20 protein-coding genes are annotated in these 23412 nt (G+C 72.8%); 11 read left to right on the plus strand and 9 right to left on the minus strand.

Going from position 1 to position 23412, the window contains the following annotated elements:
* Positions 1-2: 2 nt before the first annotated feature.
* The gene (locus AB0J87_RS55160) at positions 3-377 is read right to left on the minus strand and encodes a roadblock/LC7 domain-containing protein (protein WP_319719198.1); all 375 of its coding nucleotides are present in this window, start codon (positions 375-377) and stop codon (positions 3-5) included.
* A 482-nt stretch (positions 378-859) separates the two neighbouring features.
* Here AB0J87_RS55160 and AB0J87_RS55165 point away from each other — a divergent pair, with 482 nt between their 5' ends.
* Genes AB0J87_RS55165 through AB0J87_RS55180 form a run of 4 tightly spaced genes read left to right on the plus strand, consistent with a single transcriptional unit; the run spans position 860 to position 5745 of the window.
* Entirely contained in the window at positions 860-1582 is a 723-nt protein-coding gene (locus AB0J87_RS55165) for an FCD domain-containing protein (RefSeq protein ID WP_363982135.1), read from the plus strand.
* A 1-nt stretch (position 1583) separates the two neighbouring features.
* Complete coding sequence (locus AB0J87_RS55170) at positions 1584-2387, plus strand: SDR family oxidoreductase (protein ID WP_363982138.1); 804 nt, start codon at positions 1584-1586, stop codon at positions 2385-2387.
* A complete protein-coding gene (locus AB0J87_RS55175; RefSeq protein WP_363982141.1) occupies positions 2388-3413 on the plus strand; it encodes an alcohol dehydrogenase catalytic domain-containing protein in 1026 nt (341 codons plus the stop codon). It begins immediately after the preceding gene.
* A 58-nt stretch (positions 3414-3471) separates the two neighbouring features.
* Positions 3472-5745: a glycoside hydrolase family 6 protein gene (locus tag AB0J87_RS55180; protein ID WP_363982144.1), complete on the plus strand. Its 2274-nt coding sequence runs from the start codon at positions 3472-3474 to the stop codon at positions 5743-5745.
* A 7-nt stretch (positions 5746-5752) separates the two neighbouring features.
* Here AB0J87_RS55180 and AB0J87_RS55185 read toward each other — a convergent pair whose 3' ends face one another.
* From AB0J87_RS55185 to AB0J87_RS55200, 4 genes are read right to left on the minus strand one after another with little or no spacing between them, the layout of a single operon-like run.
* Entirely contained in the window at positions 5753-6334 is a 582-nt protein-coding gene (locus AB0J87_RS55185; RefSeq protein ID WP_350740995.1) for an ATP/GTP-binding protein, read from the minus strand.
* A complete protein-coding gene (locus AB0J87_RS55190; protein ID WP_363982148.1) occupies positions 6315-6665 on the minus strand; it encodes a DUF742 domain-containing protein in 351 nt (116 codons plus the stop codon). Before AB0J87_RS55190 ends, AB0J87_RS55185 begins: the two co-directional genes overlap by 20 nt.
* On the minus strand, positions 6662-7087 hold the full coding sequence (locus AB0J87_RS55195; protein WP_363982151.1) for a roadblock/LC7 domain-containing protein: 426 nt from the start codon (positions 7085-7087) through the stop codon (positions 6662-6664). The genes AB0J87_RS55190 and AB0J87_RS55195 overlap by 4 nt, the downstream gene beginning before the upstream one ends.
* On the minus strand, positions 7068-9704 hold the full coding sequence (locus tag AB0J87_RS55200; RefSeq protein WP_363982154.1) for a nitrate- and nitrite sensing domain-containing protein: 2637 nt from the start codon (positions 9702-9704) through the stop codon (positions 7068-7070). Before AB0J87_RS55200 ends, AB0J87_RS55195 begins: the two co-directional genes overlap by 20 nt.
* Before the next feature lie 561 nt (positions 9705-10265).
* Here AB0J87_RS55200 and AB0J87_RS55205 point away from each other — a divergent pair.
* The 3 genes from AB0J87_RS55205 to AB0J87_RS55215 all read left to right on the plus strand — a co-directional run bounded on the left by AB0J87_RS55205 (position 10266) and on the right by AB0J87_RS55215 (position 15197).
* Positions 10266-11549: a YcaO-like family protein gene (locus AB0J87_RS55205; protein WP_363982157.1), complete on the plus strand. Its 1284-nt coding sequence runs from the start codon at positions 10266-10268 to the stop codon at positions 11547-11549.
* A gap of 68 nt (positions 11550-11617) precedes the next feature.
* The gene (locus AB0J87_RS55210; protein WP_363982160.1) at positions 11618-13792 is read left to right on the plus strand and encodes an NACHT domain-containing protein; all 2175 of its coding nucleotides are present in this window, start codon (positions 11618-11620) and stop codon (positions 13790-13792) included.
* Positions 13793-13808: 16 nt separating this feature from the next.
* Positions 13809-15197: an amino acid permease gene (locus AB0J87_RS55215; RefSeq protein ID WP_363982163.1), complete on the plus strand. Its 1389-nt coding sequence runs from the start codon at positions 13809-13811 to the stop codon at positions 15195-15197.
* A 50-nt stretch (positions 15198-15247) separates the two neighbouring features.
* On the opposite strand, the gene AB0J87_RS55220 is transcribed toward AB0J87_RS55215, so the two are convergent.
* Complete coding sequence (locus tag AB0J87_RS55220; protein WP_363982166.1) at positions 15248-16525, minus strand: discoidin domain-containing protein; 1278 nt, start codon at positions 16523-16525, stop codon at positions 15248-15250.
* Between the two features lie 180 nt (positions 16526-16705).
* On the opposite strand from AB0J87_RS55220, the gene AB0J87_RS55225 reads away from it, so the two are divergent.
* Positions 16706-17125 (plus strand): CoA-binding protein, encoded by a 420-nt coding sequence (locus AB0J87_RS55225; protein ID WP_350740982.1) that lies wholly within the window; start codon positions 16706-16708, stop codon positions 17123-17125.
* Positions 17126-17144: 19 nt separating this feature from the next.
* Here AB0J87_RS55225 and AB0J87_RS55230 read toward each other — a convergent pair whose 3' ends face one another.
* Genes AB0J87_RS55230 through AB0J87_RS55240 form a run of 3 tightly spaced genes read right to left on the minus strand, consistent with a single transcriptional unit; the run spans position 17145 to position 21102 of the window.
* The gene (locus AB0J87_RS55230; protein WP_363982169.1) at positions 17145-18644 is read right to left on the minus strand and encodes a carboxyl transferase domain-containing protein; all 1500 of its coding nucleotides are present in this window, start codon (positions 18642-18644) and stop codon (positions 17145-17147) included.
* Positions 18629-19795 (minus strand): CoA transferase, encoded by a 1167-nt coding sequence (locus tag AB0J87_RS55235; RefSeq protein ID WP_363982172.1) that lies wholly within the window; start codon positions 19793-19795, stop codon positions 18629-18631. The genes AB0J87_RS55230 and AB0J87_RS55235 overlap by 16 nt, the downstream gene beginning before the upstream one ends.
* Complete coding sequence (locus tag AB0J87_RS55240) at positions 19792-21102, minus strand: SLC13 family permease (protein ID WP_363982175.1); 1311 nt, start codon at positions 21100-21102, stop codon at positions 19792-19794. Before AB0J87_RS55240 ends, AB0J87_RS55235 begins: the two co-directional genes overlap by 4 nt.
* Before the next feature lie 99 nt (positions 21103-21201).
* Here AB0J87_RS55240 and AB0J87_RS55245 point away from each other — a divergent pair, with 99 nt between their 5' ends.
* The 3 genes from AB0J87_RS55245 (at position 21202) to AB0J87_RS55255 (ending at position 23356) form a co-directional block, all read left to right on the plus strand.
* On the plus strand, positions 21202-21840 hold the full coding sequence (locus tag AB0J87_RS55245; protein WP_350740974.1) for a GntR family transcriptional regulator: 639 nt from the start codon (positions 21202-21204) through the stop codon (positions 21838-21840).
* Positions 21841-21913: 73 nt separating this feature from the next.
* Positions 21914-22357, plus strand: a complete 444-nt coding sequence (locus AB0J87_RS55250) for an esterase-like activity of phytase family protein (RefSeq protein ID WP_363982454.1) — start codon at positions 21914-21916, stop codon at positions 22355-22357.
* 111 nt (positions 22358-22468) lie between these two features.
* On the plus strand, positions 22469-23356 hold the full coding sequence (locus tag AB0J87_RS55255) for a hypothetical protein (RefSeq protein ID WP_363982179.1): 888 nt from the start codon (positions 22469-22471) through the stop codon (positions 23354-23356).
* Positions 23357-23412 lie beyond the last annotated feature (56 nt).

Consider the following 23412-nt stretch of genomic DNA (forward strand, 5'->3'; position numbering starts at 1 on the left):
ACTCACGTCGTCAGCTGGCTGGAGACCGACCGCAGGCGGTGGCGCGCCAGGGCCAGGTTGGATCGTTCCAGGTCAAGGCGTACGTAGATGACCAGCGGCCCCTCGAAGACCGTCTCCAGCGGCCTGAGCAGATGGTGCCCCTTGTCCGTCGTGACGAGCATGTCGTCGATGCGGACGACCTCGCCCGGGCACGCGCGGGCGAGGCCGTCGGTCGTGGCCCGCAGCGCCTCGGTCAACGCGGCGGCCGACCGGTCGGCGTCCACGCCCGAGGCACTGCTGAAGGCCACCGCCATGCCGCTGGTGTGGTCGAGCAGCATGGCGTCCAGCGCCCCCGGTATGGACATGACCTCCGCCAGGCAGGTGTCGATTCCGAGCACGTGATCCCCCTCGCCGTAAGTGGAACGGGGACAGCGTAGGGGGGTTATGAATCGCACTGAAGTGGCCCATAGACCTGCGGTTACGCTTTTATGTGGCCAAGGCAGAGAAAACCAATACCCATACACATAGTTCTGATATTTGCGAGTATTTCTCGTAACGAATGCGCCGTTCAGCTCCGGCGGCCCCGGGCCGTGACCGACACGGCGGCGAACTTCGCCCGGCCGGTCCCCGTGCTGGTCTGCAGGCCGATGAAGCTGGAGGCGGGGATCAGGGTGGGATCGACGACGGACCGGACGAACCGGAGGCGCGGGCGAGCAGGACGTTGTCCCGCACCGCGCCCCGTTCGCTGATCGGCGTGATCGAGGCGCCGAGACCGCGTAGTCCAGCGCGTCGATCCGCACGTTGCCCTGCAGCGTCTGCGGCGGGCATCCCCACCGAAGCCGTTATATAGTGTGTTTAATCATACTTTTAAGGGTTGTCGATGGTCGAAAGCGCCCGGCCGGGTGGCCTGCATGCGCAGCTCGTTGACGCGCTCGGACGCCGGATCGCGCACGGCGACTTCCCGGTGGGCGGCATCGTCTCCCCCGAGCGCGTCGAGTCCGAGTACGAGGTGTCCCGGACGGTCGTGCGCGAGGCGCTGCGCTCGCTGGAGGTGCTCGGCATGGTCCGCCCGCGCCACAAGGTCGGCACCACCGTCCAGCCCCAGGAGAGCTGGGCGCTGCTCAACCCGCAGGTCATCGCCTGGCGGGCGGACGGCCCCGACGCCGACACCCAGCTCGGCGAGCTGCTGACGCTGCGGGAGGCCCTGGAGCCCGCCGCCGCCAGGATCGCGGCGCTGGGTGCCCGGCAGGCCCTCGTGGACACCCTCCGCGAGCACCTCCGGGACATGCGGGACGCCTACGAAAGCCGCAGCCGCTCCGCGTTCGTGTCGGCCGACACCGGCTTCCACCGCACGGTCCTGCGGGGCGCGGACAACGCGGTCCTGAGCCAGCTCGTGCAGACCCTCATCGCCACCCTGCACGCCCGCTACTCCGACCGCCACCAGTTCTTCACCGCCGACACCGCCGCCTCGCTGGACCGGCACGAGCAGGTCGTCGAGGCCATCGCGGCCATGGACCCGGCGGCGGCGGAGGCCGCGGCCGCGTCGCTCGTCCGCGCGTCACGCGTCGAGGTTCTCGGATCCGCACCTGCAAGGGAGAGTTGACGTGCCCCTCCAGACCGCTCCAGGCGTCCCGGCGTTCGACCTGACAGGCAGGCTCGCCCTGGTCACCGGCTCGGGTCGCGGCATCGGGCATGCCATCGCGCGCGGCTACGCGCTGTCGGGGGCGCGCGTCGTGCTGAACGGCCGCGACCCGGCGCGCCTCGAGGCGGCGGCCGCGGCCCTGCGCGAGGAGCTCGCGCCCGGCCGTCCGCCCGGCGACGTGCAGGTCCACGCGTTCGACGTCACCGACCCGGCGCAGGTCGAGCAGGCCTGCGAGGCCGTCGTCACCGCGTACGGCTGCCCGGACATCCTCGTCAACAACGCCGGTGTGCAGATCCGCGGCCCCCTGACCGAGATCCCGGTCGACGACTGGAAACGCGTGGTCGACGTCAACCTCACCAGCGGCTTCCTCGTCGGCCGCGCCTTCGCGCGCCACATGCTCCCCCGGGGCAGCGGGAAGATCATCAACATCTGCTCGGTCCAGAACCACCTGGTGCGGGCCACCACCGCCCCCTACGCGGCCGCGAAGAGCGGGCTCGGCGGGCTCACCCGGGCGATGTGCGCCGAATGGGCGTCCGCCGGCATCCAGGTCAACGGCCTGGCCCCCGGCTACATCGACACCGACCTGAACGCGCCCCTGGTCGCCGACCCCGACTTCAGCCGCTGGATCACGCGGCGTACCCCCGCGGCGCGCTGGGGCCGCGTCGAGGACGTCGTCGGCCCCGCGATCTGGCTCGCCTCACCGGCGTCCGACTTCGTCAACGGCCAGGTCATCTACGTCGACGGCGGAATGACGGCGGTGATCTGAATGGACGCGAAGGCCCTCGTCGTCACCGGCCCCGGGCACCTGACGGTCGAGACCCGGACCACCCCGGCGCCGCGACCGCACGAAGCCGTCGTCACGGTCGTCTACGGCGGCATCTGCGGCTCCGACCTGCACTACTACAGGAGCGGGCGGGTGGGCGAGTCCGTCCTGCGCTCCCCGATGGTCCTGGGGCACGAGGTGGTCGGGGTCGTGGCCGAGCCCGCCGCCGACGGCTCGGGGCCGCCGGCGGGCGACCGCGTCGCCGTTCACCCCGCCCAGGTGTGCGGCCGCTGCGGCTACTGCCTGCGCGACGAGCAGAACCTCTGCGCGGAGCTGCGCTATCTCGGCAGCGCCGCCCGGATGCCGCACACGGACGGCGGGTTCGCCGAGCGCCTCGTCGTGCCCGCGAGCCGCCTCGTGCCGATCCCCGACGGGCTCGACCTGCGGACTGCGGCGCTGGCCGAGCCCGCCTCGGTGGCGCTCCACGGCCTGCGCCGGCCTGGCTCCGGCGTCGAGGGCCGCGACGTGCTGGTGATCGGCGCGGGGCCCATCGGCCTGCTCTGCGCCGCCCTGGCCGCCTGCGCGGGGGCGGCCACGGTCACGGCGACCGACGTGTTCGGCGAACCCCTCCGGCTGGCGCTCCAGGTGGGCGCGACCCACGTCGTCCGCGCGGACCTCGGCGAGCCGATCCCCGCCGCCGACGTCGCGATCGAGTCCTCCGGCTCCCAGGCCGGGCTCGTCTCCGCCCTGGAGGCGCTGCGCCCCGGCGGAACCCTCGTCAACGTGGGGCACCTGCCGCCGGGCGGGGTCACCGCGCCGCTGCACCTCGCGGTCACCCGCGAGCTGACCCTGATGGGGTCGAGCCGCTTCTACCACGAGATGCCGGCCGCGTTGTCGATCATGAGCGGGGACGCCGGGCGGTTCGCACCCATTGTCACGTCCGTCTTCGGGCTCGGCGCGGCGGTGGCGGCGTTCGAGGAGGCGGCCGACGCCCGGCGGTCGAGCAAGGTCCTGCTCGCGTTCAGCTGAACCCCGGTGCCGCTCCGGCCGTACCTCCTGTCGACTGTCGGGTCGGGATGGGCGGGCGATGGCGAACGGCACCAAACACGGCGAGGCGGTGGACGGGCGGACCGGCGACGACCCGCGGCGGATCGGCGGCCACCGCATCGTGCGCCGGCTCGGCTCCGGCGGGATGGGCGTCGTCTACCTCGCGAAGAGCCGTTCGCGGCGGCTCGTGGCGATCAAGGTCATCCACCGGCACCTCGCCGGCGACCCGGAGTTCCGGCGGCGCTTCCGCCGCGAGGTCGCGACCATGCAGCGGGTCGCCCCCTTCTCGACGGCTCCCGTGCTCACGGCCGACCTGGACGGCGAGACGGCGTACGTCGTCACCGAGTACGTCCCGGGACCGACGCTGTTCCGCGCGGTCGTGGAGCGGGGCCCGATGTCGGGCTCGGAGCTCGAAGAACTGGCCATGAGCACGGCGGTGGCGCTGTGGGCCATCCACGCGGCCGGCGTCGTCCACCGTGACCTCAAGCCGTCGAACGTGCTGCTGTCCCCCATGGGCCCGAAGGTCATCGACTTCGGCCTCGCCTTCGTCTCCGACTCCACGACCCTCTCCGTCACCAGGATGGGCACGCCGGCGTACATGTCGCCCGAGCAGGTGCGCGGGCTGGCGTCGCCGGCCTCCGACGTCTTCGCCTGGGGCGGTGTCATGGCCTTCGCCGCGAGCGGGCGGCCGCCGTTCGGCTCGGGGGCGGGTCACGACGTGCTCTACCGCGTGGTCCACGAGGAGCCCGTGCTCCCCGAGCTGGGCGGCGTGGTCGGCCGGCTGGTGGCGCGGGCGCTGAGCAAGGACCCGGCGGCCCGCCCGACGGCCGCCGAGCTCGTGGACGCGCTGGGCGGGGGCGCGACGATCCGCCTCTCGCCCGACCTGGTCCCGGTCGGGCCCCCTCCACGACGCCGGGCGAGCGGCCGGTTCCCGTACGAACCCAGGGTGCCGAGCCCGGCCGCCACCGCCTCGGGCCGGAGCCACGCCGTCCCCGAGCAGGGCCACCCTGCCGCGGAGAAGGGCCGTACCACACCGGACCGGAGCCACGCCGCCCCGGCGCACCGGGGCCGGCGGCGGGGGACCTCCAGGCGCTGGGCGTGGGCCGGCGGCACGGTGGCCGCGCTCGCCGTGGCGACGGCGGGCGCGTACCTGCTCCCCAGCCTGTTCCCCGGCCTGCCCGCCGTGACCCCGGCGGTGAACCCGGCGGTGAACCCCGCCGTCGCGAAAGAGGCGGGCACGCTGTGGCGGGAGCTCCCCGGCGAGAACCCGCTGCGCGCGGACGGCGTGCGGTTCTACGTGCAGCCGGACACCGACGCGGCCCGGCAGTCCCGGACCTGGTCGGCGCAGGGCAGGACGGCCGACGCCACCCTCATGCGGGCGCTGTCGCAGGTCCCCCAGGCGATCTGGCTCGCCGGCGGCTCCCCCGCCGACGTCTCCCGCACCGCGCGCGAGGCGGTCGCCCAGGCCGAACGCCGGCGGACCGTCCCGGTGTTCGTCACCAACAACATCCCGGGACGTGACTGCTGGAACGGCGGCGCCCCCGACACCGCGGGCTACCGGGCGTGGATCGACGCGGTGGCCGAGGGCATCGGGAACCGGCCCGCGGTCGTCGCCCTGGAGCCCAGCGGCCTGGCGCGGATGCCCGGCAGCCCCGAGTGCCCGCAGGGCGGGGAGTCCGCCGCCGTCCAGCGGTACGCCGATCTCACCTACGCCGTGGAGACCCTGACCGGCCTGGCCCGCACCGCCGTCTACCTCGACGGCGGGCTGGCGGGCTGGCCCGCGTTCACGCAGATCGCCGACCGGCTGGTCAACGCGGGGGCGGTGCGCGCCGACGGCTTCTACGTCAACGCCGTCGGCTACCGGCCGACGGCGCGATCGCTCACGTACGCGGCGAAGCTGTCCAGGTGCGTCTACCTGAGGGCGGCGTCGCGGAGCGCCTCGTGCGCCGACGCGGCCCTGGCCGCCGTGCCGGACGACGCGTCCGGCCTGCCGCACTTCGTCGTCGACACGAGCCGGAACGGGGCCGGCGAGTGGCAACCACCCGCCGGGCGCTTCCCGGTTCCGGACGAATGGTGCAATCCCCCCGGCAGAGGCGCGGGCGCCCGGCCGTCCGCCGGCACCGGGAAGCCGCTGGCCGACGCGTTCCTCTGGCTCAACAGCCCGGGTTTCTCCAACGGCCAGTGCACCCGGGGCACCCCGGGACCGGCCGACCCGGTGTACGGCGTCGTCACCCCGGCCTCCGGCCAGTGGTGGCCCGATCAGGCCCTCGAACGGGCGCGCAACGCCGTCCCGCCACTCACGCCGGCCCCCTGAACCCGGCTCATCCGCCTTCCACCGCGTACTTCACCAATGTGGTGAGCACCTCCTTGACCGATGCGCGGTCGCGGACGTCGCACAGCACGATCGGGATGCGCTCGTTCAGCGCGAGCGCCCGCCGCACCTTGGCCGGGTCGTGGCGGCGGGCCCCCTCGAAGCAGTTCACGCCGACCACGAACGGGACGCCGCGCTGCTCGAAGTAGTCCACCGCGGGGAAGCAGTCGCCCAGGCGGCGCGTGTCGGCGAGCACCACGGCGCCGAGCGCGCCGAGGGCCAGTTCGTCCCACATGAACCAGAAGCGGTCCTGCCCGGGAGTGCCGAACAGGTACAGCCACAGCCCGTCGCGGATGGTGATGCGGCCGAAGTCGAGCGCGACCGTGGTGGTGGTCTTGGACTCCACGCCCGAGGTGTCGTCCACCCCGATGCCCCGCTCGCTCAGCAGCTCCTCGGTGTGCAGCGGCCGGATCTCGCTGATGGTGCCGACCAAGGTGGTCTTGCCGACGCCGAAGCCGCCCGCGATGAGGATCTTGATGGCCAAGGCCGAGGCGACGGCGGTCGTCCCCGGCTCAGAGGCTGCGTAGTCCATGCAGCACTTCCCTGTAGATGCGTTCGTCGATCGTCTGCGCCGCGGGGCGCGGGCGCTCGATGGTGACAAGGCCCTCTCGCCGCACATCGCTCAGGATCACCCGGGTGATGTTGAGGGGCAACCTGAGGTGCGCCGCGACGTCGGCCACCGGCGTGGGCCTCTGGCACAGCGACAGCACGGCGCGATGCTCCGGGAGCAGCTCCGTGGGCTCGTAGGTGCCGGCGACCGTCGTGACGATGGCCACCAGGTCGAACGCCTCGCCCTGCGGGCGCGCCCGGCCCCCGGTCAGCCCGAAGAGCCGGAGCAGCGGCCCGGGATCCTCCCCGGTCACTGTCTCGCGCCGTTCCAGGCGGGTGCCGGTGCCGCTCCCCTCGGCTGCGCGGAGAGGTGCTCGCCGACCCGCTTGACCATGAGCGCCATCTCGTACGTGACCATGCCCAGCTCGGCGTCGCCCGTGGCGAGCACGGCCAGCCGGGCGCCCTGGCCGGCCGCGGTGACGAACAGGAAGCCGTCCTCCATCTCGATGATCGTCTGCCGTACGCCGCCCATGCCGAAGTGGCGCCCGGCGCCCATGGCCAGACTGTGGCTGCCGGCGGAGATGGCGGACAGGTGCTCGGCGTCCTCCCGGGTCAGGTCCCGGGAGCCGCCCATGGCCAGCCCGTCGGCGGACAGCACGATGGCGTGCCGGATGCCGGGGATGCGCTGGGTGAGGTCGTCCAGCAGCCAGCTCAGTTCACTTCTGGGGTCGGGCATCGGGATGGTCGTCCTTTCGGTTCCACACGTCTGGTCCCTGCTCCGCCTGGCGACGGCCTTGCTGCCAGCCGCGTTGCATGGACGACATGAGTTGTGCGAGCTCCTCCGGCGAGCGCGCCGGGGTGCCGCGCCGGTCCGCGCGTCTGGCGGAGCGGAGCTGGGGAGCCAGGCTGGCCTGCGGTACCCGCATCGGCAGCCCGTCGAGGTCTTCGTCCGCGTCCTCGGCCGGCACCGTGACGCTCCAGTCGGCGGGCGGGCCGGGCGGGGTGGCGGGGCCGGGGACCGGCGTCGGAATCCGGATCGGTCCAGTGGCGGGCCCGCTGTCCGGTTCCTCCACGAGCCCGTCCACGAGCCGGTCCGCGGGTCCGCCCGCGAGTCCGTTCGCGAGCCCATCCGCGGGTCCGCCCGCGAGTCCGTTCGCGAGTCCGCCCGTGAGCCCGTCCGTGAGCCCGTTGGAGGACGAGCCCGTGAGCCCGTTCGCGGAGCCGTTCACAGGCCCACTCACTGGCCCGGCCTGGAGGATCGGGGTCGGCGCGGGCCCGGCCTCGAACCAGGTCCCGCGCTCCGGGGCGCGGGCGGGCGCGTCCGGCCCAAGGGGCGGGAAGGGCTCAGGGGCGACGGCCACCCCGCGGGACCGGGGCTCGGCGGGCCCGGTGCCGAGCGCGCGCATGGGCCTGGCTATGTGCGCGGCGACGCGGTCCGTGGCGGGCGCGACGACGACCGGGGGCTGGAGGTTGACGAGCAGGGAGGCCGGCAGCAGCACGATCGCGGTGGTCCCGTCGTACGGCGAGCGGCGCAGCGAGACCTTGATCCCGTGCCGGCCCGCGAGCCTGGACACCACGAACAGGCCGAGCCGGTCGCTGTCGGCCAGGTCGAACTCCGGCGGGTCGGCCAGCCGGGAGTTGAGCTCGTCGAGGGTGGACTGGTTCAGCCCCAGGCCCCGGTCCTCCACCTCCAGCGCGAAGCCGTTGGCCGCGGTCATGCTGCGGATGTGCACGGTCGTGTCGGGCGGGGAGAAGACGGTGGCGTTCTCCACCAGCTCGGCGACCAGGTGGATCACGTCGGTGACGGCGGGGCCGACCAGCAGCGGGGCGTTCGGCATCGGTACGACGGTGACGCGGGTGTAGTCCTCGACCTCCAGCCCCGCCGCGCGTACGACGTCGAACAGCGGCACCGGGTCGCGCCAGCGCCGCGCGGGGGCGGAGTCGGACAGGATGATCAGGTTCTCGGCGTGCCGCCGCATGCGGGTGGTCAGGTGGTCGAGCTTGAACAGGTCCTCCAGGACCTCCGGCTCCTCGACCCGGCGTTCCATGGTGTCGAGCAGCGTGAGCTGGCGGTGGAGCAGCGCCTGGTTGCGCCGGGCCAGGTTGAGGAAGACCAGGCCGACGCCCTTGCGCAGGGTCGCCTGGCCCACCGCCGCCTCGACCGCCGTACGGCGTACGGCGGAGAAGGCGTGCACCACCCGGTCGACCTCGGCGGTGTCGGCGCGGTCGAGGCCGGGCGCCTCGGTGGCCGGGTCCACGTCGTCGCCGCGGCGCAGCCGCTCGACCAGCCGGGGCAGCCGCCGCTCGGCCAGCTCCACGGCCGACTCCTGCAGCCGGCTGAGCTCGGCGATCAGCGAGCGGCCGAACCGGTACGACAGCGCCACCGACGCCACCACCGCGAACAGCCCCAGGAGCAGGACCAGGCCGATCCGCCAGTACGCACCGGACTTCTGGGACTGCGCCTCCTCCGCGGTGCGGGCCAGCTCCGTCTGCGTGTCGCGGCTGATCGCGCCGAAGATGGCGTCGGCGTCCCGCTTCCACACGGTGGGGTCCACGGGCGGCGCGCCGCCGCTGGTGTCCCAGCCGAACAGCAGGTCCTCCGCGTCCACCAGCCGCTTGAACGACGCGCTGGCGACCAGCCGGTCGTAGTTCGCCCGCAGTTCGGGGCCGACGTCGCGCTCGGCGTTGGCGAAGACGAGCCGGCGGCTGGTCATCGCGGAGACGAACGACGCCCGGTCCCTGGGGGTCATCTTGTGGTGCACGATCGTGGTGGTGAGCACGGCGTGCTCACGGCCCAGATACTCGGCCGCGGCGCTGTAGGCCGCCATGCCGCGCACCGCCTGGTAGGACGAGACGTCGCTGAGCGCGTCGCGGTCGCTGAACTGCCCGTTGGCGACGCTGATCAGGTTGTTGTACGCCTCGATGATGGTCAGCGGCGGGGCCAGCACGCCGCCGTCGGCCGAATCGCGCAGCGACTGCAGCCCGTCGAGCGCCTGCAGCAGCGCCTGCACCTGGGCCGGGGTCTCCCCGTCCGCCGCCCCGACGTCGAGGGCGCTGATCACCTCGCGCAGGCGCTTGGCCTTGCCGTCGGTGATCCGCCGCTGCTCGGCCAGCGGCTCGTACGAGCCGGTGCCGCGGACCGCCTCCGCCGAGAGCTGGCGCTCCCGCTGTAACTCGACGATCAGCTGCAGCACCGGCGACCCGATGCCCTCCCAGCGGTCCTGCGCCTGGGAGACGGTGACGATCTCCTCAACGCTGGAGTAGGCGATGAACCCCCACAGAGCGACCATGGAGACCAGCGGAAGCAGGAGAATCCTGAGCAGCTTGGTACGGATCGGCGGGGGCGAACTCATCCATCATGTCCAATTCCGCGCACCGGATGATGCGCCGCCGGGCAGTCGCGAACCGGCACTACCCCGAGAATGTCCGCCACGACTGGCACGCCTGTGGTGCGTCCACTATGCCGATGGGCCAGATGTACTTCAAGGTACGGATGCGAAGAAACATCACGAATGGCGGGTTGACTCTTTGTCAGCACACGGTTCGTGACCGTAACGGCCGTCATCTCACTCAGAGTGACGATCTTGGGACTCCGGATGACAGGGATGGGTACCCACCCCGGCCGCGGCCATCCCCCAGAAAATGTAAATAAGTCCGCAAATAGCCTTTCTAGGCTTTTGCAGAGGCGGCGCTACAATTAAGGCGGAAAGGAAGGGGGAGGCTCATGGGAAATGTCGTGGACTATATCGTGACCGAGTCGCTGGATCGCGCGACCCAGCACCTGACCCAGGCCGAACTCGACCGGCTGGGCGAGCTGCTGTCCGCCACGACCGGCGATGGCAGAAGGTAGGCCGCGTCGATTTCCGAAATCCCCGCGACGGGCGGGGCGGCCGTTCTGCGCGGCGGAACGAGCGGTGCCGCTGGACGAGGCCGGGAGGCGGGCGTCCGCGGCACTGACCGCGCTCGGCCTGCGGGCGGAGCTCGTTGACGCGGGCGACGGCCGCGACCCGACCGCCTGGTGGTGCCGCCTGCTCGGCGGCGCGGGGGACCTCTCGCCGGTCGCGTGCGGGATGGGCAAAGGACGCCCGGACGAGGCCCGCGTGGGCGCTCTGTTCGAGGCCGTCGAGCACTACCTCACCGGCCCGGCCGGGTTCGACCCCGCCGCCGTGCGGCCCGTCGCGCCCACCGCCCTCGCCACGGGCCCGCTGCGCGGGGACGCCTGCGCGCTGCTGCTGACCGGGACGCCCGGCCGGCGGATGGCCTGCCTGCGCTATCGCCTCCTCGACGGGCCGCCCCTCCCCCACAGGCGCGTCGACGCGCTGGTGCCGCTGTTCCTGTCGGCCCCCTGGTACGCCGAGACCGGCGCCGCGCCGCTGCGCGAGCTGGCCGGGGACGACTGCGACTACGCCGACCTGATGCGCTACAGCTGCAACAGCGGCTCGGCCGTCGGCATCACCGCCGCCGAGGCGCTGCTGCACGCCCTCAACGAGGCCGTGGAGCGGGACGCCCTGTCGCTGCTCCTCGTACGCGCCTTCCTGGGCGGGGACGGCTTCCGGCTCAGGCTGATCGACCCGGGGACGCTTCCGCACGGCCTCGCGCGGGCCTACGCGACGGCGGAGGAGCTGACCGGGTCACCGGTGCACCTGCTGGACATCACCAGCGACCTCGGCATGCCGACGATGCTGGCGTACACGGCTCCGGCCGACCGCCGTCCGCACCGGCGCGGCGGCGGCACCTCGCTGGACCCGGCGTACGCCGCCTGGCGGGCGCTCACGGAGCTCGTCCAGGCCACGCTCGGCGAGGGTCTGCCGCGCTCCGGAGCCGTACGCGGCGATCTGGCCGGGCTGGCGGCGCACCCCGCGCTGCACGCGTGCGGACGGTTCGACCTCACCGACGCCCTGCGGGAGGCGCAGGTGGTCCCCTTTCCGCAGGCCACCGCGGCGGCCGGGACTCCCGGCGCCCAGCTGCGGAAGGTGGCCACGATGCTGGCCGCGCGGGGCCACCCGGCCTACCACCGCATGGTGCGCGTCCTCCCCTGCGGGATCACCGCCGTGCACGTGATCGTGCCGGATCTGGAGCGGTTCATGCTGGTCACCGACGGCAACCTCGTCCTGCCCGGCCGCAGGGGGCTGGCCGTCGCGGCCGGACGGGTTTCCGATTCGATGCCACAGGATTGGCGGCCCCCATCAATGAGGTGAATGGTTTTTCCGCTTTATCGACCTTGCGTGGAGAATTACCAGCCTCTTTATCCGCACATACTGGATTTATGGGCGCACGATATTGGCAGAATCGCCAGGCCAAGATGTCGGTGGTGCTCGGCGTTCTGCTCCTGGCCCTGGCCACCATGATCCTGACCGTGGCCACCCGATTGCCGAAGGACTGGGGGATCACGGCCGGATCCGCTCAGATCATCGCGGCGGTGACGGGCGCGATAGGGCTGGGCAACGGCCTGGTGCAGTTCCTGACCTGGTGGCGCAAGCGGGGCGCGGCCGCCGCCGCCCCCACCTCGGCCGACGTCGCCACCGCGAAGGACGTCCTCTCCGGGCTGGTGACCCAGCAGTGGCGCGACGAGACGGTCCTGCGCTCGCTGTGCGATCCCGAGCCCATGCCGCTGCCCTGGCACTCGACCGAGCGCCGCGAGCTCGCCGACCGTCCCGAGATCATCGCCAAGGGCACCGTGGCCTTCCCCGGCCTGGACGTGCACATCGCGGACATGGCACGTAACTTCCGCGCCCTGCGCTGCCGCCGGCTGGTCATCCTGGGCGGCCCGGGCACCGGGAAGACGACCCTGGCCGTGCAGCTCGTCCTCGAACTGCTGCGCACGCGGGAGCCGGAGGAGCCCGTCCCGGTGCTGCTGTCGGCCGCGCGCTGGGACGACCGCCTCTATGGGCGGCTGCAGGACTGGCTGGCCGCGAGCCTGGCGCTGGACTATCCGGCGCTGCGCGCGGAGGGCCTCGGCACGGACATGCCGGAGACGCTCGTGGCCCGGGGCGAGGTGCTGCCCGTCATCGACGGCCTGGACGAGCTGCCCGACACCGCCCGCGCCGACATGCTGACCTCGCTGAACCGGTCGATGTACGAGACCGACCAGCTCATCCTCACCTGCCGTACCGACCAGTTCGCCGAGTCCGTCGAGGAGATCGGCGACGCCCTCACGGCGGCGGCGGTCATCGAGCCACAGCCGATGTCGCCCGCCGCGTCGGCCGACTACCTGGAGGCGTGCCTGCCGCCGGTGCCCCACTCCGTCTGGCCCCAGGTCCTGGAGGAGCTGCGCAAGGGCACCGTCCCCGCACTGTCCGAGGTCACCTCGACGTCTCTGGGGCTCTGGCTGGTCCGCGCCACCTACATCGCGCCGCGGGTGGATCCGACGCCGCTGCTGGCGCTCGGGCGCGGCAGCGCGGCGACGTTGCACGACCATCTGTGCGACCAGCTCATCCCGGCTCTGGTGAGCACGCGTACGCCCGCCGAGGGCCCGCCGCAGCCCTTCCGGCCCCAGCACGCCTGGACGCCGGAGCAGGTCGACCGCTGGCTCACGTACCTGTCCCGCCAGCTCGAGCGCAACGAGGAGGACCCGCGCGACGTCGCGTGGTGGCATCTGGCCCGCTACACCTCCAGCCGCACGGTCCGGTTCGGGGCCGCCGCCGTGATCGGGGTCGTGGTCGGGCTGGCCTTCGGGCTGCTGACGAAGTCGCTCTTCTTCAGCGCGATGGCCGGCCTGTTCTCCGCGCTCGTGGCCGAGACCCTGATCGGCTCCTGGTTCACCGAGTCGCCGGGCCACGCCGACTTCCACCTGCGCGGCAGGCTCGCCGAGCTCCTTCCCGCCCTCCGGGACGGGCTGATCGTCGGAGCCCTGGGGGCCATCGTCGGCTGGCTCATGGCCTACGCGAGCGGGAAGCCGGTCTTCGCCCTGAGATCCTCGGTGCAGATCGGGCTGCTGTCCTTCGTCGGGTTCGTCGCCCTGCTCAGCCTGATCCGCTGGGTCGAGAGCCCCACCGCCGACCTGACGGCCAGATCCCCGCGCTCGACCTGGCAGGCCGACCGGAACCTCACCGCCATCCGGATCATCGGCGGGCTCGTGGTCGGGCTCGCCACCGCGGGCGTCCTGCTGTATTCGGGGATCCCCCCGGACATGTCGATCCTGGTCGGCCTGGTGCTGGGGCTGCTGTTCGGGCTCGTCCTGGGCCGCCACCACGCCTGGCTGGCCTACAAGCTGACGATCCCCCGCCTGGCCACCCGGGGGAGCCTGCCGCTGCGGGCGATGGACTTCCTGGACGACGCCCACCGGCTGGGCCTGCTGCGCACGGAAGGGCCGTACTACCAGTTCCGGCATGTCGAGCTGCAGCAGCACCTCGCGGACGGGCGGCACGTGGCGCCCGTGACCCCGCCCACCAGGGCTCCTTCGCATAGGGACGGCCCTGGTGGGCAGGACGGACGCACATAGTCGCATCGGGGGCGTCATGACAACTTCAGGAGGCGTCTTCAGACGCAAACCGGTGGAGCTCATCGCCACCGAGCACGAGGGCGAGCTGGCCAGGTCGCTCGGGTTGTGGCAGCTCACCGCCATCGGCGTGGGCGGCATCATCGGCGCGGGCATCTTCGCCCTGGCCGGCGCGGTCGCCAACCAGACCGCGGGGCCGGCGGTGCTCGTCTCGTTCCTCATCGCGGGGATCGCCAGCGCCGCCGCCGCGTTCTCGTACGCCGAGTTCGCGGGCCTGATCCCGAAGGCCGGGTCCGCCTACACCTACGGGTACGCGGTCCTCGGGGAGGTCGTCGGCTGGTGCATCGGCTGGGACCTGCTGCTGGAGTACACCGCCATCGTCGCGGTCGTGGCCATCGGCATCTCCGGCTACTTCGGCTTCCTCGTGGAGCAGCTCGGCTTCACGCTGCCCGCGTGGATGCTCGGCGCGCCCGGCACCGGCGCGGGGCACGTGGTGGACCTGTTCGCGGCGATCCTGTGCCTGTTCATCGCCTTCCTGCTGAATCTCGGGATCCGCGCCGCGGCCAGGTTCGAGACGTCCGTGGTGGGCATCAAGGTCGCCGTCGTGCTGCTGGTGATCGTGGTCGGCTTCTTCTACATCAACCCGTACAACTACACGCCGTTCTTCCCGTTCGGGGTCGGCGGGGCGATCACCGGTGCCGCCACCGTGTTCTTCGCGGTGTTCGGCTACGACGCGATGAGCACCGCGGCCGAGGAGTCACGGGACGCGCAGCGGCACATGCCGAAGGCGATCATCTACTCGCTGGCCATCTCCATGGTCCTGTACGTGCTGGCCACGCTCGTGCTCACCGGCATGCAGAACTACCGGGAGATCGATCCCGAGAGCGGCTTCTCCTCGGCGTTCGCCTCCGTCGGGCTGCCCGGGCTCGCGTCCCTGATCGCGGCGGGCGCCGTGGTGGGCATCCTCACGGTCATGTTCACGTTCATGCTCGGCGTCACCCGGGTCTGGTTCTCGATGAGCCGGGACGGGCTGCTGCCGCACTGGTTCGCCAAGCTGCACCCGGTGCGCCGGGTGCCCACGCGGGTCACCTGGATCGTGGGCGTCGCGTCGGCGTTGATCGCCGGGTTCCTGCCCATCCGGGAGGCGGCCGAGCTGACGAACATCGGGATCCTGCTGGCGTTCGTGGTCGTGTGCGTGGCGGTGATCGTGCTCCGCTACCGGCAGCCCGACCTGCCGCGCCAGTTCCGCCTGCCGGGGATGCCGGTGGTGCCGGGCGTCGGGGCGCTCTTCTCGATCTGGCTGATCACGTTCCTGAGTCCGGTGACGTGGCTGCGCTTCGCCGTCTGGTTCCTGATCGGGCTGGTCATCTACTTCGCCTACAGCCGGCGCCACTCGGCGCTCAATTAGCCCGGGCCGGGCGCGGCCCCCTCTCGGGAGCCGTGCCCGGGTCACGTCGTTCAGAACGGGCAGGTGTCCGTCCACTGGGTCACCAGCGAGGTGTTGTTCCGGTCGGCGTCACGCACGCTGCCGCACAGGAACGGGGTGAAGCGGGCGTCGTCGCGCAGCCAGCGGCTGAAGAACGACACGATCCACTTGCCCTGCTTGGCCTTGTTGCCGTAGCCGGTCATCGGGCAGAGGTGGTCGCCGGGGACCTCGATGTACAGCTTCTCGGCCTGCGTCATGCTGTTGTACCAGGGCCTGGCGTACGTGCCGCCGGGCGCGGCGACGTCGCTCGCGCAGGTCAGGAAGAAGGTCGGCTTGGCCACCCCGGCGAAGCTCCCGCTCTGGTGGTAGGGCGCCAGCGGCACGCCCGCCCTGAACCGGGCGTCGTCGCGCAGCGCCACCATCGTGCCGCCGCCGCCCATGGAGTGGCCCGCGGCGCCGAGCACGCCGTTCAACTTGCCCGAGATGGGGTTGCCGGTGGCGTTGCCGAGGTTGAGCAGCTGGGTGCCGGCCGCCCTGATCTGGGTGCCCCGCTGGTCGGGGCTGTCGGACAGCGTGTTGGTGTCGACGTTGAGGACGACGAAGCCCCAGGACGCCAGGCGCGGGCCGAGCCAGCTCAGGTTCTGCTGGGTGCCCTGGTAGCCCGGCATGAGCACGATGCCCGGGTACGAGCCACTGGCCGTCGGGTACGTGATCGTGCCCGCCTTGTAGCCGCTGGGGTTGGGGACGGTGTAGGTCGCGGTGGCCAGCGGGCCGGTGGTCGCCTCCAGCGACTGGGTGGTCGGGTCGGGGATGGTGCCCCCTGGAGGTGGCGTAGTACCGCCCATCGTGCCGTAGACCTGGAACTCGAACAGCGAGTAGCCGTAGGCCGTGCCGCGGGAGGTGCCGTACATCCGTACGTACCGCCCGTTCCCGGTCACGGCGAGGGTCTGCGTCCCGCCGGTGCCGGTGCCGGTCGCGTAGACGGTGGTCCAGGTCAGGCCGTCGGCGGAGGTCTGGATCTGGAACGCCCGGCCGTACGCGGACTCCCAGCTGAGCACCACCTGGCTGATGACGGCGGTGCCGCCGAGGTCGACCCGCAGCCACTGCGGGTCGCCGAAGGCGCTCGACCAGCGGGTGGCGGCGTTGCCGTCCACGGCCGCCGAGGCGGGCGTGCCGGCGTTCTCGGCGGACGACGCGGTGACGGGCTTGCCCTGGGACAGCAGCGGGTCGGCGACCGCCTGGGCGCTACCCGCGCCGCCGACCAGCGCGGCGGCGAGGGCCAGCGCGACGAAAACGAGAGAAGATCTCATGCTCTACCTCTGTGGAACGGGCGTGGCTTTCGCCAGCACGCGGACAGAAAGGCCGGTCGCGAGAGCGCTCTTCAACGCTCTGGACCATATGCGGCGGTCGACGGCGTCGAAAGCGCGGCAACCGCTGAGCGGAAGATGAATGCGGGAAGTTCCGGCGGGCGCGCCGTGTTGGTGCCGAGCATGGGAGACCGCTTCGCCGACGGCGACGTCATCAAGCGCCTGCTTCACGGGGCGCGGCACTGGGCCTTCGTGGGCCTGAGCGACAACCCGGAGCGCACGGCCTATGACCAGGCCCGGCTGCTCCAGGCCCGGGGCAGACGGGTCATTCCCGTCCATCCGGCCGCCGAGACCGTGCTGGGCGAGCCCGGGTACGCGTCGCTGGCCGAGGTGCCGGACCCGCTGGACGTGGTCGCCGTTTACCGGCGGGCCGAGCTGGCGGGGGAGTCGGTGGACGAGGCGATCGCGGCAGGGGCCAAGGCGATCTGGCTCCCGCTCGGCGTCATCGACGAGGCGGCCGCCGAACGCGCCCTGAGCGCCGGCCTCGACGTCGTCATGGACCGCTGCCCGGGCGTCGAATGGGCACTGCGCAGAGACGCCTGAATGAGCGGTTGGGGCGCTTCTAGCCGGCCGCCCGGGCCCGGTCGCGGGTGGTGCCGAGGGCGCGGTAGCGCCGGAGCCGTTCGGTGAGCAGGTCGGGGCGGCGGCGCGGCAGCATCACGGCGAGCTCCCGCTCCAGCTCGCGCCCGACGCGGCGGCAGAACGCCTCCGGTTCGTCGGCCGCGTCCGGGCGCTCGGGGACGATCCGGTCCGCGATGCCGTCGGCGACCAGGTCGGCGGAGCGCACACCCTGCGCGGCCGCCAGCTCCGGGGCGTGCTCGACGTCGCGGTGCACGATGGCGCTGGCGCCCTCGGGCGGCAGCGGTGACAGCCAGCCGTGCTGGGCGACGAGCACCCGGTCGCACGGGATCAGCGCGAGCGCGCCGCCGCCGCAGCCCTGGCCGAGCAGGATCGACAGCGTCGGCGCCTCAAGGGTGACGAGCTCGGACAGGCATCGGGCGATCTCGCCGGCCAGCCCGCCCTCCTCCGCCTCGGGGCTGAGCGCCGCGCCGGGGGTGTCGATGACGGTGACGAGGGGCAGGTTCAGCTCGTGCGCCAGGCGGAAGCCGCGCCGGGCCGCGCGCAGGGCCGCCGGGCCCATCGGCCCCACGTCGGTCTGGGTGCGGCGGTCCTGGCCGAGCAGCACGCACGAGACGCCGCCGAAGCGGGCCAGCGCCAGGTACAGCCCCGGGTCCTGCTCTCCCTCGCCGGTCCCGTTCAGCGGCAGGACGTCCGAGGCGGCGTAGCGGAGCAACTGCCGGACGCCGGGCCGGTCGGCCCGCCTGGAGCGGATGATCGACTCCCACGCGGGCACGTCCGGCAGCGGCTCGGACGGCGGCTCACCCAGAGCCGGCTCCACCGGTGGCGCGAGCAGGATGCGCAGCGCGCGGTCGGCGATCCCGGCCAGCGCCTGCGGCGGCAGCACGGCGTCGACCAGGCCGTGCCGGTACAGGTTCTCGGCGACCTGGACACCCTCCGGGAACGGCTCGCCGTACAGGGACCGGTAGACGCGCGGGCCGAGGAAGCCGATCATCGCGCCAGGTTCGGCGGCCGTGACGTGGCCGAGCGAGCCCCACGAGGCGAGCACGCCGCCGAGGGTGGGGTCGCGCAGGTAGACCAGGTACGGCAGGCCCGCGGCCTTGTGCTGCGTGACCGCGGCCGAGATCTTCACCATCTGCAGGAACGCCACCGTGCCCTCCTGCATCCTCGTGCCGCCCGAGGCGGGCGCGGCGAGCAGCGGCAGCCGCTCGGCGGTCGCCCGCTCCACGGCCGACACCAGGCGTTCGGCGGCGGCGACCCCAATGGACCCGGCGAGGAACCCGAACTCGCAGGCGACGACGGCCACCCGGCGGCCGTGCAGCAGCCCCTCCCCCGTGATCACCGCCTCGTCCAGGCCCGTGCGCTGCCTGGCGGCGGTCACGTCGGCGTCCTCCACCGGCCCGAGCGGCCGGTCCCAGCTGCGGAAGGAGCCGTCGTCGAGCGCGAGTTCGACGAGTTCGAGCGCGGTCATCCGGCCAGCCACGAGCGGATCTCCTCCTCGTCGGCATTCAGCACGGGAGGCGCGGCGTGGTCGGTCCGGGTGATCTCGACCTCGCCTTCCGGCCCGGCCGGGTCGAAGAACCGCAGCGGCGGGCCGGGCAGCGTGATCCCGCCGATGCCCGCGTGCTCGACGTCGATGAGCAGGCCCTGCGACCTGGTCTGCGGCCAGTCGTACACCTCGTCCAGGCTGCGCACCCGGCCGGCGGGCACGCCCGCGGCGGCCAGCCGGCGCAGCAGCTCGTCCGCGCCGAAGGAGGCGAAGGCGGCCTCGATCAGCTCGACCAGCCGCCGGCCCGCGGCCACCCGCTCCGCGTTCGTCGCCAGGCCGGGCTCCCGCGGGTCCAGGCCGAACTCGGCGCAGAAGCGCTGCCACAGTCCCTCGCTGCCCACCGCGATCTGCACGTGGCCGTCCCCGCACCGGAACAGCCCGTACGGGGCGATGGAGGGGTGGTGGTTGCCCTGGGCGCGCCCGACCTCGCCGGCCACGGTCCAGCGGGTGCCCTGGAAGGCGTGCACCCCGACGATGCCGGCCAGCAGCGAGGTGCGCACGACCTGGCCGCGGCCGGTCCGCTCGCGTTCGAGCAGCGCGGACACCACGCCGTACGCGCCGTACATGCCGGCCAGCAGGTCGCCGATCGGCACGCCGACCCGCTGCGGGTCGCCGGGTCCGGACCCGGTGAGCGACATCAGCCCGGCCTCGCCCTGCGCGATCTGGTCGTAGCCGGCCCGCCCGGCCTCCGGCCCGTCGTGGCCGAACCCGGTAATGGACAGCACGACCAGCCGCGGGTTGAGTTCGAGCAGGCGGGCGGTGGTGAAGCCGAGCCGGTCGAGCACGCCGGCGCGGAAGTTCTCCAGCAGCACGTCCGCCTTGCGGATCAGGGCCTCGAGGGTGGCCCGGCCGTCCTCGTCCTTCAGGTCCAGGGCGATCGACTGCTTGTTGCGGTTGCACGACAGGAAGTACGTGGACTCGGAGCCGGCGAACGGCGGGCCCCAGCCCCGGGTGTCGTCGCCGCTCCCGGGCTGCTCCACCTTGATCACCCGCGCGCCCAGGTCGCCGAGCATCATCGCGGCGTGCGGCCCGGCCAGCGCCCTGGTCAGGTCGACGACGACGTAACCCGCGAGCGGGCCGCTCATGACAGGCTCCCCGGCACGACGAGGATCACCCAGCACAGCACCGGCGCGACCACCATGATGGTCATGCCCCAGGTCATCAGGCGCTTGAAGACGTTGTCGCGTTCGGACACGTCCGCGTTCGCGACGACCAGGGCTCCGTTGGTCGAGAACGGGCTGCAGTCGACCACCGAGGAGGAGATCGCCAGTGCCGTGACCAGCCCGACGGCGCCGACCTGACCGGTCTGCAGGAACGGCACGGCGAGCGGGATGAGCGCCCCGAGGATGCCGGTCGTCGAGGCGAAGGCGGAGACCACGGCGCCGATGAGGCAGATCAGGAACGCGGCCACGAGCGGGGCGCCGACGTGGGCGACCCCGTCGCCGAGCCACTTCACCGTGCCCTGGTCCTCCAGCAGGGAGACGTAGGTGACGATGCCTCCGACGAGGAGCACCGTACCCCAGCTGATCTTGTCGACGGTGCCGCGGGCCGCGGAGGGGAAGATCAGCGTGAGCGCGACCGCCACCGCCAGGGCGAGGAAGCCGATGTCGAGGTCGAAGACGAGCGCGCCCACGGCGAGCACGAGCAGGCCGACCAGCGTGAGGGAGCGCTGCGCGTCGAGGCGGGGAAGGGCGTCGTCGGCGGGGTCGGGGTCACCCGCGGATCCGGTGGAGGCGCCGGCGCGCGCGAGGGTCGCGACCTGCTGCTTCGGCGTCTCGCGGTCGCGCTGCAGCAGCTTCGTGCCGCCCAGGGTGAGGAAGCCGACCAGGCTGATCAGCGCGCAGGCGCCCATCGCGCTGAAGAACAGCACGGCCGGGTTGCCCGGAAGGTGGCTCTTGTCCACGACGCCGTTGGTGATCGCGCCGAAGATGCCGATCGGCGAGAAGCTTCCGCCGGTGGCGCCCTGCACCACCATCAGGCCCATCATGACCGGGTTGATCCGGTAGCGGGCGGCGAAGCCCATGGCCACCGGGGCCACGATGGCCACCGCGGCCGGGCTGGCGGCGCCGATCGCCGTGATCGCGGCGCACACCACGAACATCACCCACGGCATCAGAGCGACGCGCCCGCGTACCGCCACCACGGCCCGGTGCACGATCCAGTCCACGGTGCCGTTGTTCCTGGCCAGCGCGAACAGGTACGTGACGCCGACCAGGATGACGAACAGGTTGGCCGGGAAGCCGCCGAGGACGTCCGACACCTCCACGCCGAACACCGCGGTGCCCACGACGAAAGCCGCCACGAGCGCCAGCGCCCCCATGTTGATGGACCTGACGGTGGCTATCAGGAACACCAACACCAATACAACCAACGCAACGACTTCCGCTGACATCGGCGACTCCTCGGGTCAGGTGACTCTCCGGTTACGTGCGTGTTTCCGGATTGGCCTAGCCTCTGCGCCACTGCGCCGGATGTCAATAGACTGTCCCCCGTGACCAAGAAGCGCCCGCAGACCGCCGCGGTTCCCGAGCGGATGGAGCGTCCCCGCCTCTACGTGCAGCTGGCCGACCACATCGCGCGCTTCATCGAGGCTCAGGGGCTCTCCCCCGGCGACCGGCTGCCGCCCGAGCGTCGCCTGGCGGCCGAGCTCGGCGTCAGCCGGGCGACCCTGAGCCGCGCCCTGGTGGCGCTCGAGGTCCAGGGCATGGTCGAGGTCCAGCACGGCAACGGCGCCGTGGTGCTCGCGCCGGCGCTGCAGGAGACGCGGCAGGAGTCACCGCTGGATCCGGCGTTATCGCTGGCCGAGCGCGACCCGATGGAGCTCGCGCGGGCCCGCGAGGCGATCATGGCGGGGCTGGCGCGCAGCGCGGCGGCGCATCCCGACCGCAGCCTCCGGCTCGCCCTGCTCGACGCCGACGGCCGGCCGGTGCGCTTCTCCGACACCTGGCCCTGCGTGCGCAGGCTCGCGGGGGCGAGCCTGCTGGCCGATCTCGACGACCTGCTCTCGGAGGCCGCTCCGCTGGACGACGCCCGGGTCTCGGCCGAGCGCCTGACGGCTCTCGCCCGGGCCGTCGTGATCGGTGACGCCGACGCGGCGGCGGCCGCCTGCGCCTCCCTGCTCCGGGTCTGACCCACCTCGCGCCCAGGCGCCGTCACGCGGCGGCGCCTCAGGTTGCCGTGCGGTGACGTCAACGCGCGTTCATGTGCGCTTCGGCGGCTGGACATCGAACCTCTGTAGGTTCCACCCTTTCGAGCAGGGCGACATGAAGATCTCCGCGCTCAGCGTGCTGAAGCCCGGCCGCCTGCTGCTCCAGGAGCGCACCGACGCCGTGGCCCGCCTCTACACCGTCGACCTCCGCAAGGCGACCGGCCTCCTCGGCGGCCGCCACGACGACCCGGCGACCACGCCGTCGCTGGAGGCGTCCCTTCCCGCGGACGTCACCGTGGCGGCCAAGTCGCTGACCGTGGACCTCGCGGCGATCGACGGGCTGCCCGGCAAGATCGAGGGTGTCGCGGTGCTCGACCCGAGGACCATCGCCAACGACAACGACTTCGGCGTCGGCACCTTCGACGCGAACGGCCGCCTGGTGGACACCGGCATCCCCAGCCGCATCCTGACGATCCGCCTCCCCCGCCCGATCGGCTGAGCACCGCGGCCGGCCGTCCCGCTCGGCCCGACGGCCGGCCGCCCGGCGCGGACGCCTGTCATGCGGCCGCTCCGGTGCGTGACCGTCCTTGCCGCCGCCTACTATTCGCGCATGACCACGCACGGATTCACGCTCGCCGCCGAGGGCCCGTTCGACTTCGACGCCTCGCTGCGCTTCATCGAGGACTGGCCGGCCACCAGCGCGCTGCCCTCCGACGGGCGGGCGATGCGCTTCGCCTACAGCGCGGAATCCGACTGGCTGCCGATCGGCGTCACCGTGACGGGCGCGCCGGGCGGGGTCGCCGTGGCCACGACGCGGCCCGCCGGGCCGGGGATCCGGGGCGAGGTGGCGCGGATCCTGTCCCTCGACGTCGACGGCACCGGCTTCGCCAAGCTCGGCGAGGCCGACCCGGTGCTCGGCGACCTGCAGCGGCGCAGCCCCGGCCTGCGGCCGGTGTGCTTCTGGAGCCCGTGGGAGGCCGCGTGCTGGGCGGTGATCGTGCAGCGTTCGTCGATGCTCATCGCCTCGCGGATCAAGCAGCGCATCGCGGACCGGTACGGCGCGAAGGTCACCGTCGACGGGCAGGAGCAATCGGCCTTCCCCCCGCCCGTGTCGCTGCTGGAGGCCGGGGGTCTCGGGCTGCCGGCGCAGAAGGAGGAGTGGCTGCGCGGCCTGGCGCGGGCGGCGCTCGACGGCGTGCTCACCACCGAGCACCTGCGCGCGCTCGACCCGCAGGATGCCCTGGCCGAACTGCGCGCGCTGCCCGGCGTGGGGCCGTTCTCCGCGGGGCTGATCCTGATCCGCGGCGCGGGCGCGCCGGACGCGTTCCCCGGCGACGAGCCGCGCCTGTTCGCGATCCTGCGCGAGGCGTACGGCCTGCCGGAGGACGCGCCGCCGAGCGCGTACCGGACGCTGGCCGAGGCGTGGCGGCCCTACCGATCCTGGGCCTCCTTCCTCTTCAGGGCCTCCTCCTACGGGACCGTCGACGACCGCGACTGAGAGCCCCGTTGCCATCCGTTTCCCGTATACGTAGACTCATACGTATACGGGATGAG

It is taken from the genome of Nonomuraea sp. NPDC049625, from assembly GCF_040675285.1.
GTDB classification, from domain to species: domain Bacteria; phylum Actinomycetota; class Actinomycetes; order Streptosporangiales; family Streptosporangiaceae; genus Nonomuraea; species Nonomuraea angiospora_A.

What these genes read in the sequence shown, in the direction of transcription:
- AB0J87_RS55215 (WP_363982163.1), top strand. Translation starts at nt 13,809, where the DNA reads ATGACAACTTCAGGAGGCGTCTTCAGACGCAAACCGGTGGAGCTCATC.
- AB0J87_RS55235 (WP_363982172.1), bottom strand. Translation starts at nt 19,795, where the DNA reads ATGAGCGGCCCGCTCGCGGGTTACGTCGTCGTCGACCTGACCAGGGCG.
- AB0J87_RS55225 (WP_350740982.1), top strand. Translation starts at nt 16,706, where the DNA reads ATGGGAGACCGCTTCGCCGACGGCGACGTCATCAAGCGCCTGCTTCAC.
- AB0J87_RS55255 (WP_363982179.1), top strand. Translation starts at nt 22,469, where the DNA reads ATGACCACGCACGGATTCACGCTCGCCGCCGAGGGCCCGTTCGACTTC.
- AB0J87_RS55210 (WP_363982160.1), top strand. Translation starts at nt 11,618, where the DNA reads ATGGGCGCACGATATTGGCAGAATCGCCAGGCCAAGATGTCGGTGGTG.
- AB0J87_RS55180 (WP_363982144.1), top strand. Translation starts at nt 3,472, where the DNA reads ATGGCGAACGGCACCAAACACGGCGAGGCGGTGGACGGGCGGACCGGC.
- AB0J87_RS55175 (WP_363982141.1), top strand. Translation starts at nt 2,388, where the DNA reads ATGGACGCGAAGGCCCTCGTCGTCACCGGCCCCGGGCACCTGACGGTC.
- AB0J87_RS55220 (WP_363982166.1), bottom strand. Translation starts at nt 16,525, where the DNA reads ATGAGATCTTCTCTCGTTTTCGTCGCGCTGGCCCTCGCCGCCGCGCTG.
- AB0J87_RS55200 (WP_363982154.1), bottom strand. Translation starts at nt 9,704, where the DNA reads ATGAGTTCGCCCCCGCCGATCCGTACCAAGCTGCTCAGGATTCTCCTG.
- AB0J87_RS55185 (WP_350740995.1), bottom strand. Translation starts at nt 6,334, where the DNA reads ATGGACTACGCAGCCTCTGAGCCGGGGACGACCGCCGTCGCCTCGGCC.
- AB0J87_RS55165 (WP_363982135.1), top strand. Translation starts at nt 860, where the DNA reads ATGGTCGAAAGCGCCCGGCCGGGTGGCCTGCATGCGCAGCTCGTTGAC.
- AB0J87_RS55195 (WP_363982151.1), bottom strand. Translation starts at nt 7,087, where the DNA reads ATGCCCGACCCCAGAAGTGAACTGAGCTGGCTGCTGGACGACCTCACC.
- AB0J87_RS55240 (WP_363982175.1), bottom strand. Translation starts at nt 21,102, where the DNA reads ATGTCAGCGGAAGTCGTTGCGTTGGTTGTATTGGTGTTGGTGTTCCTG.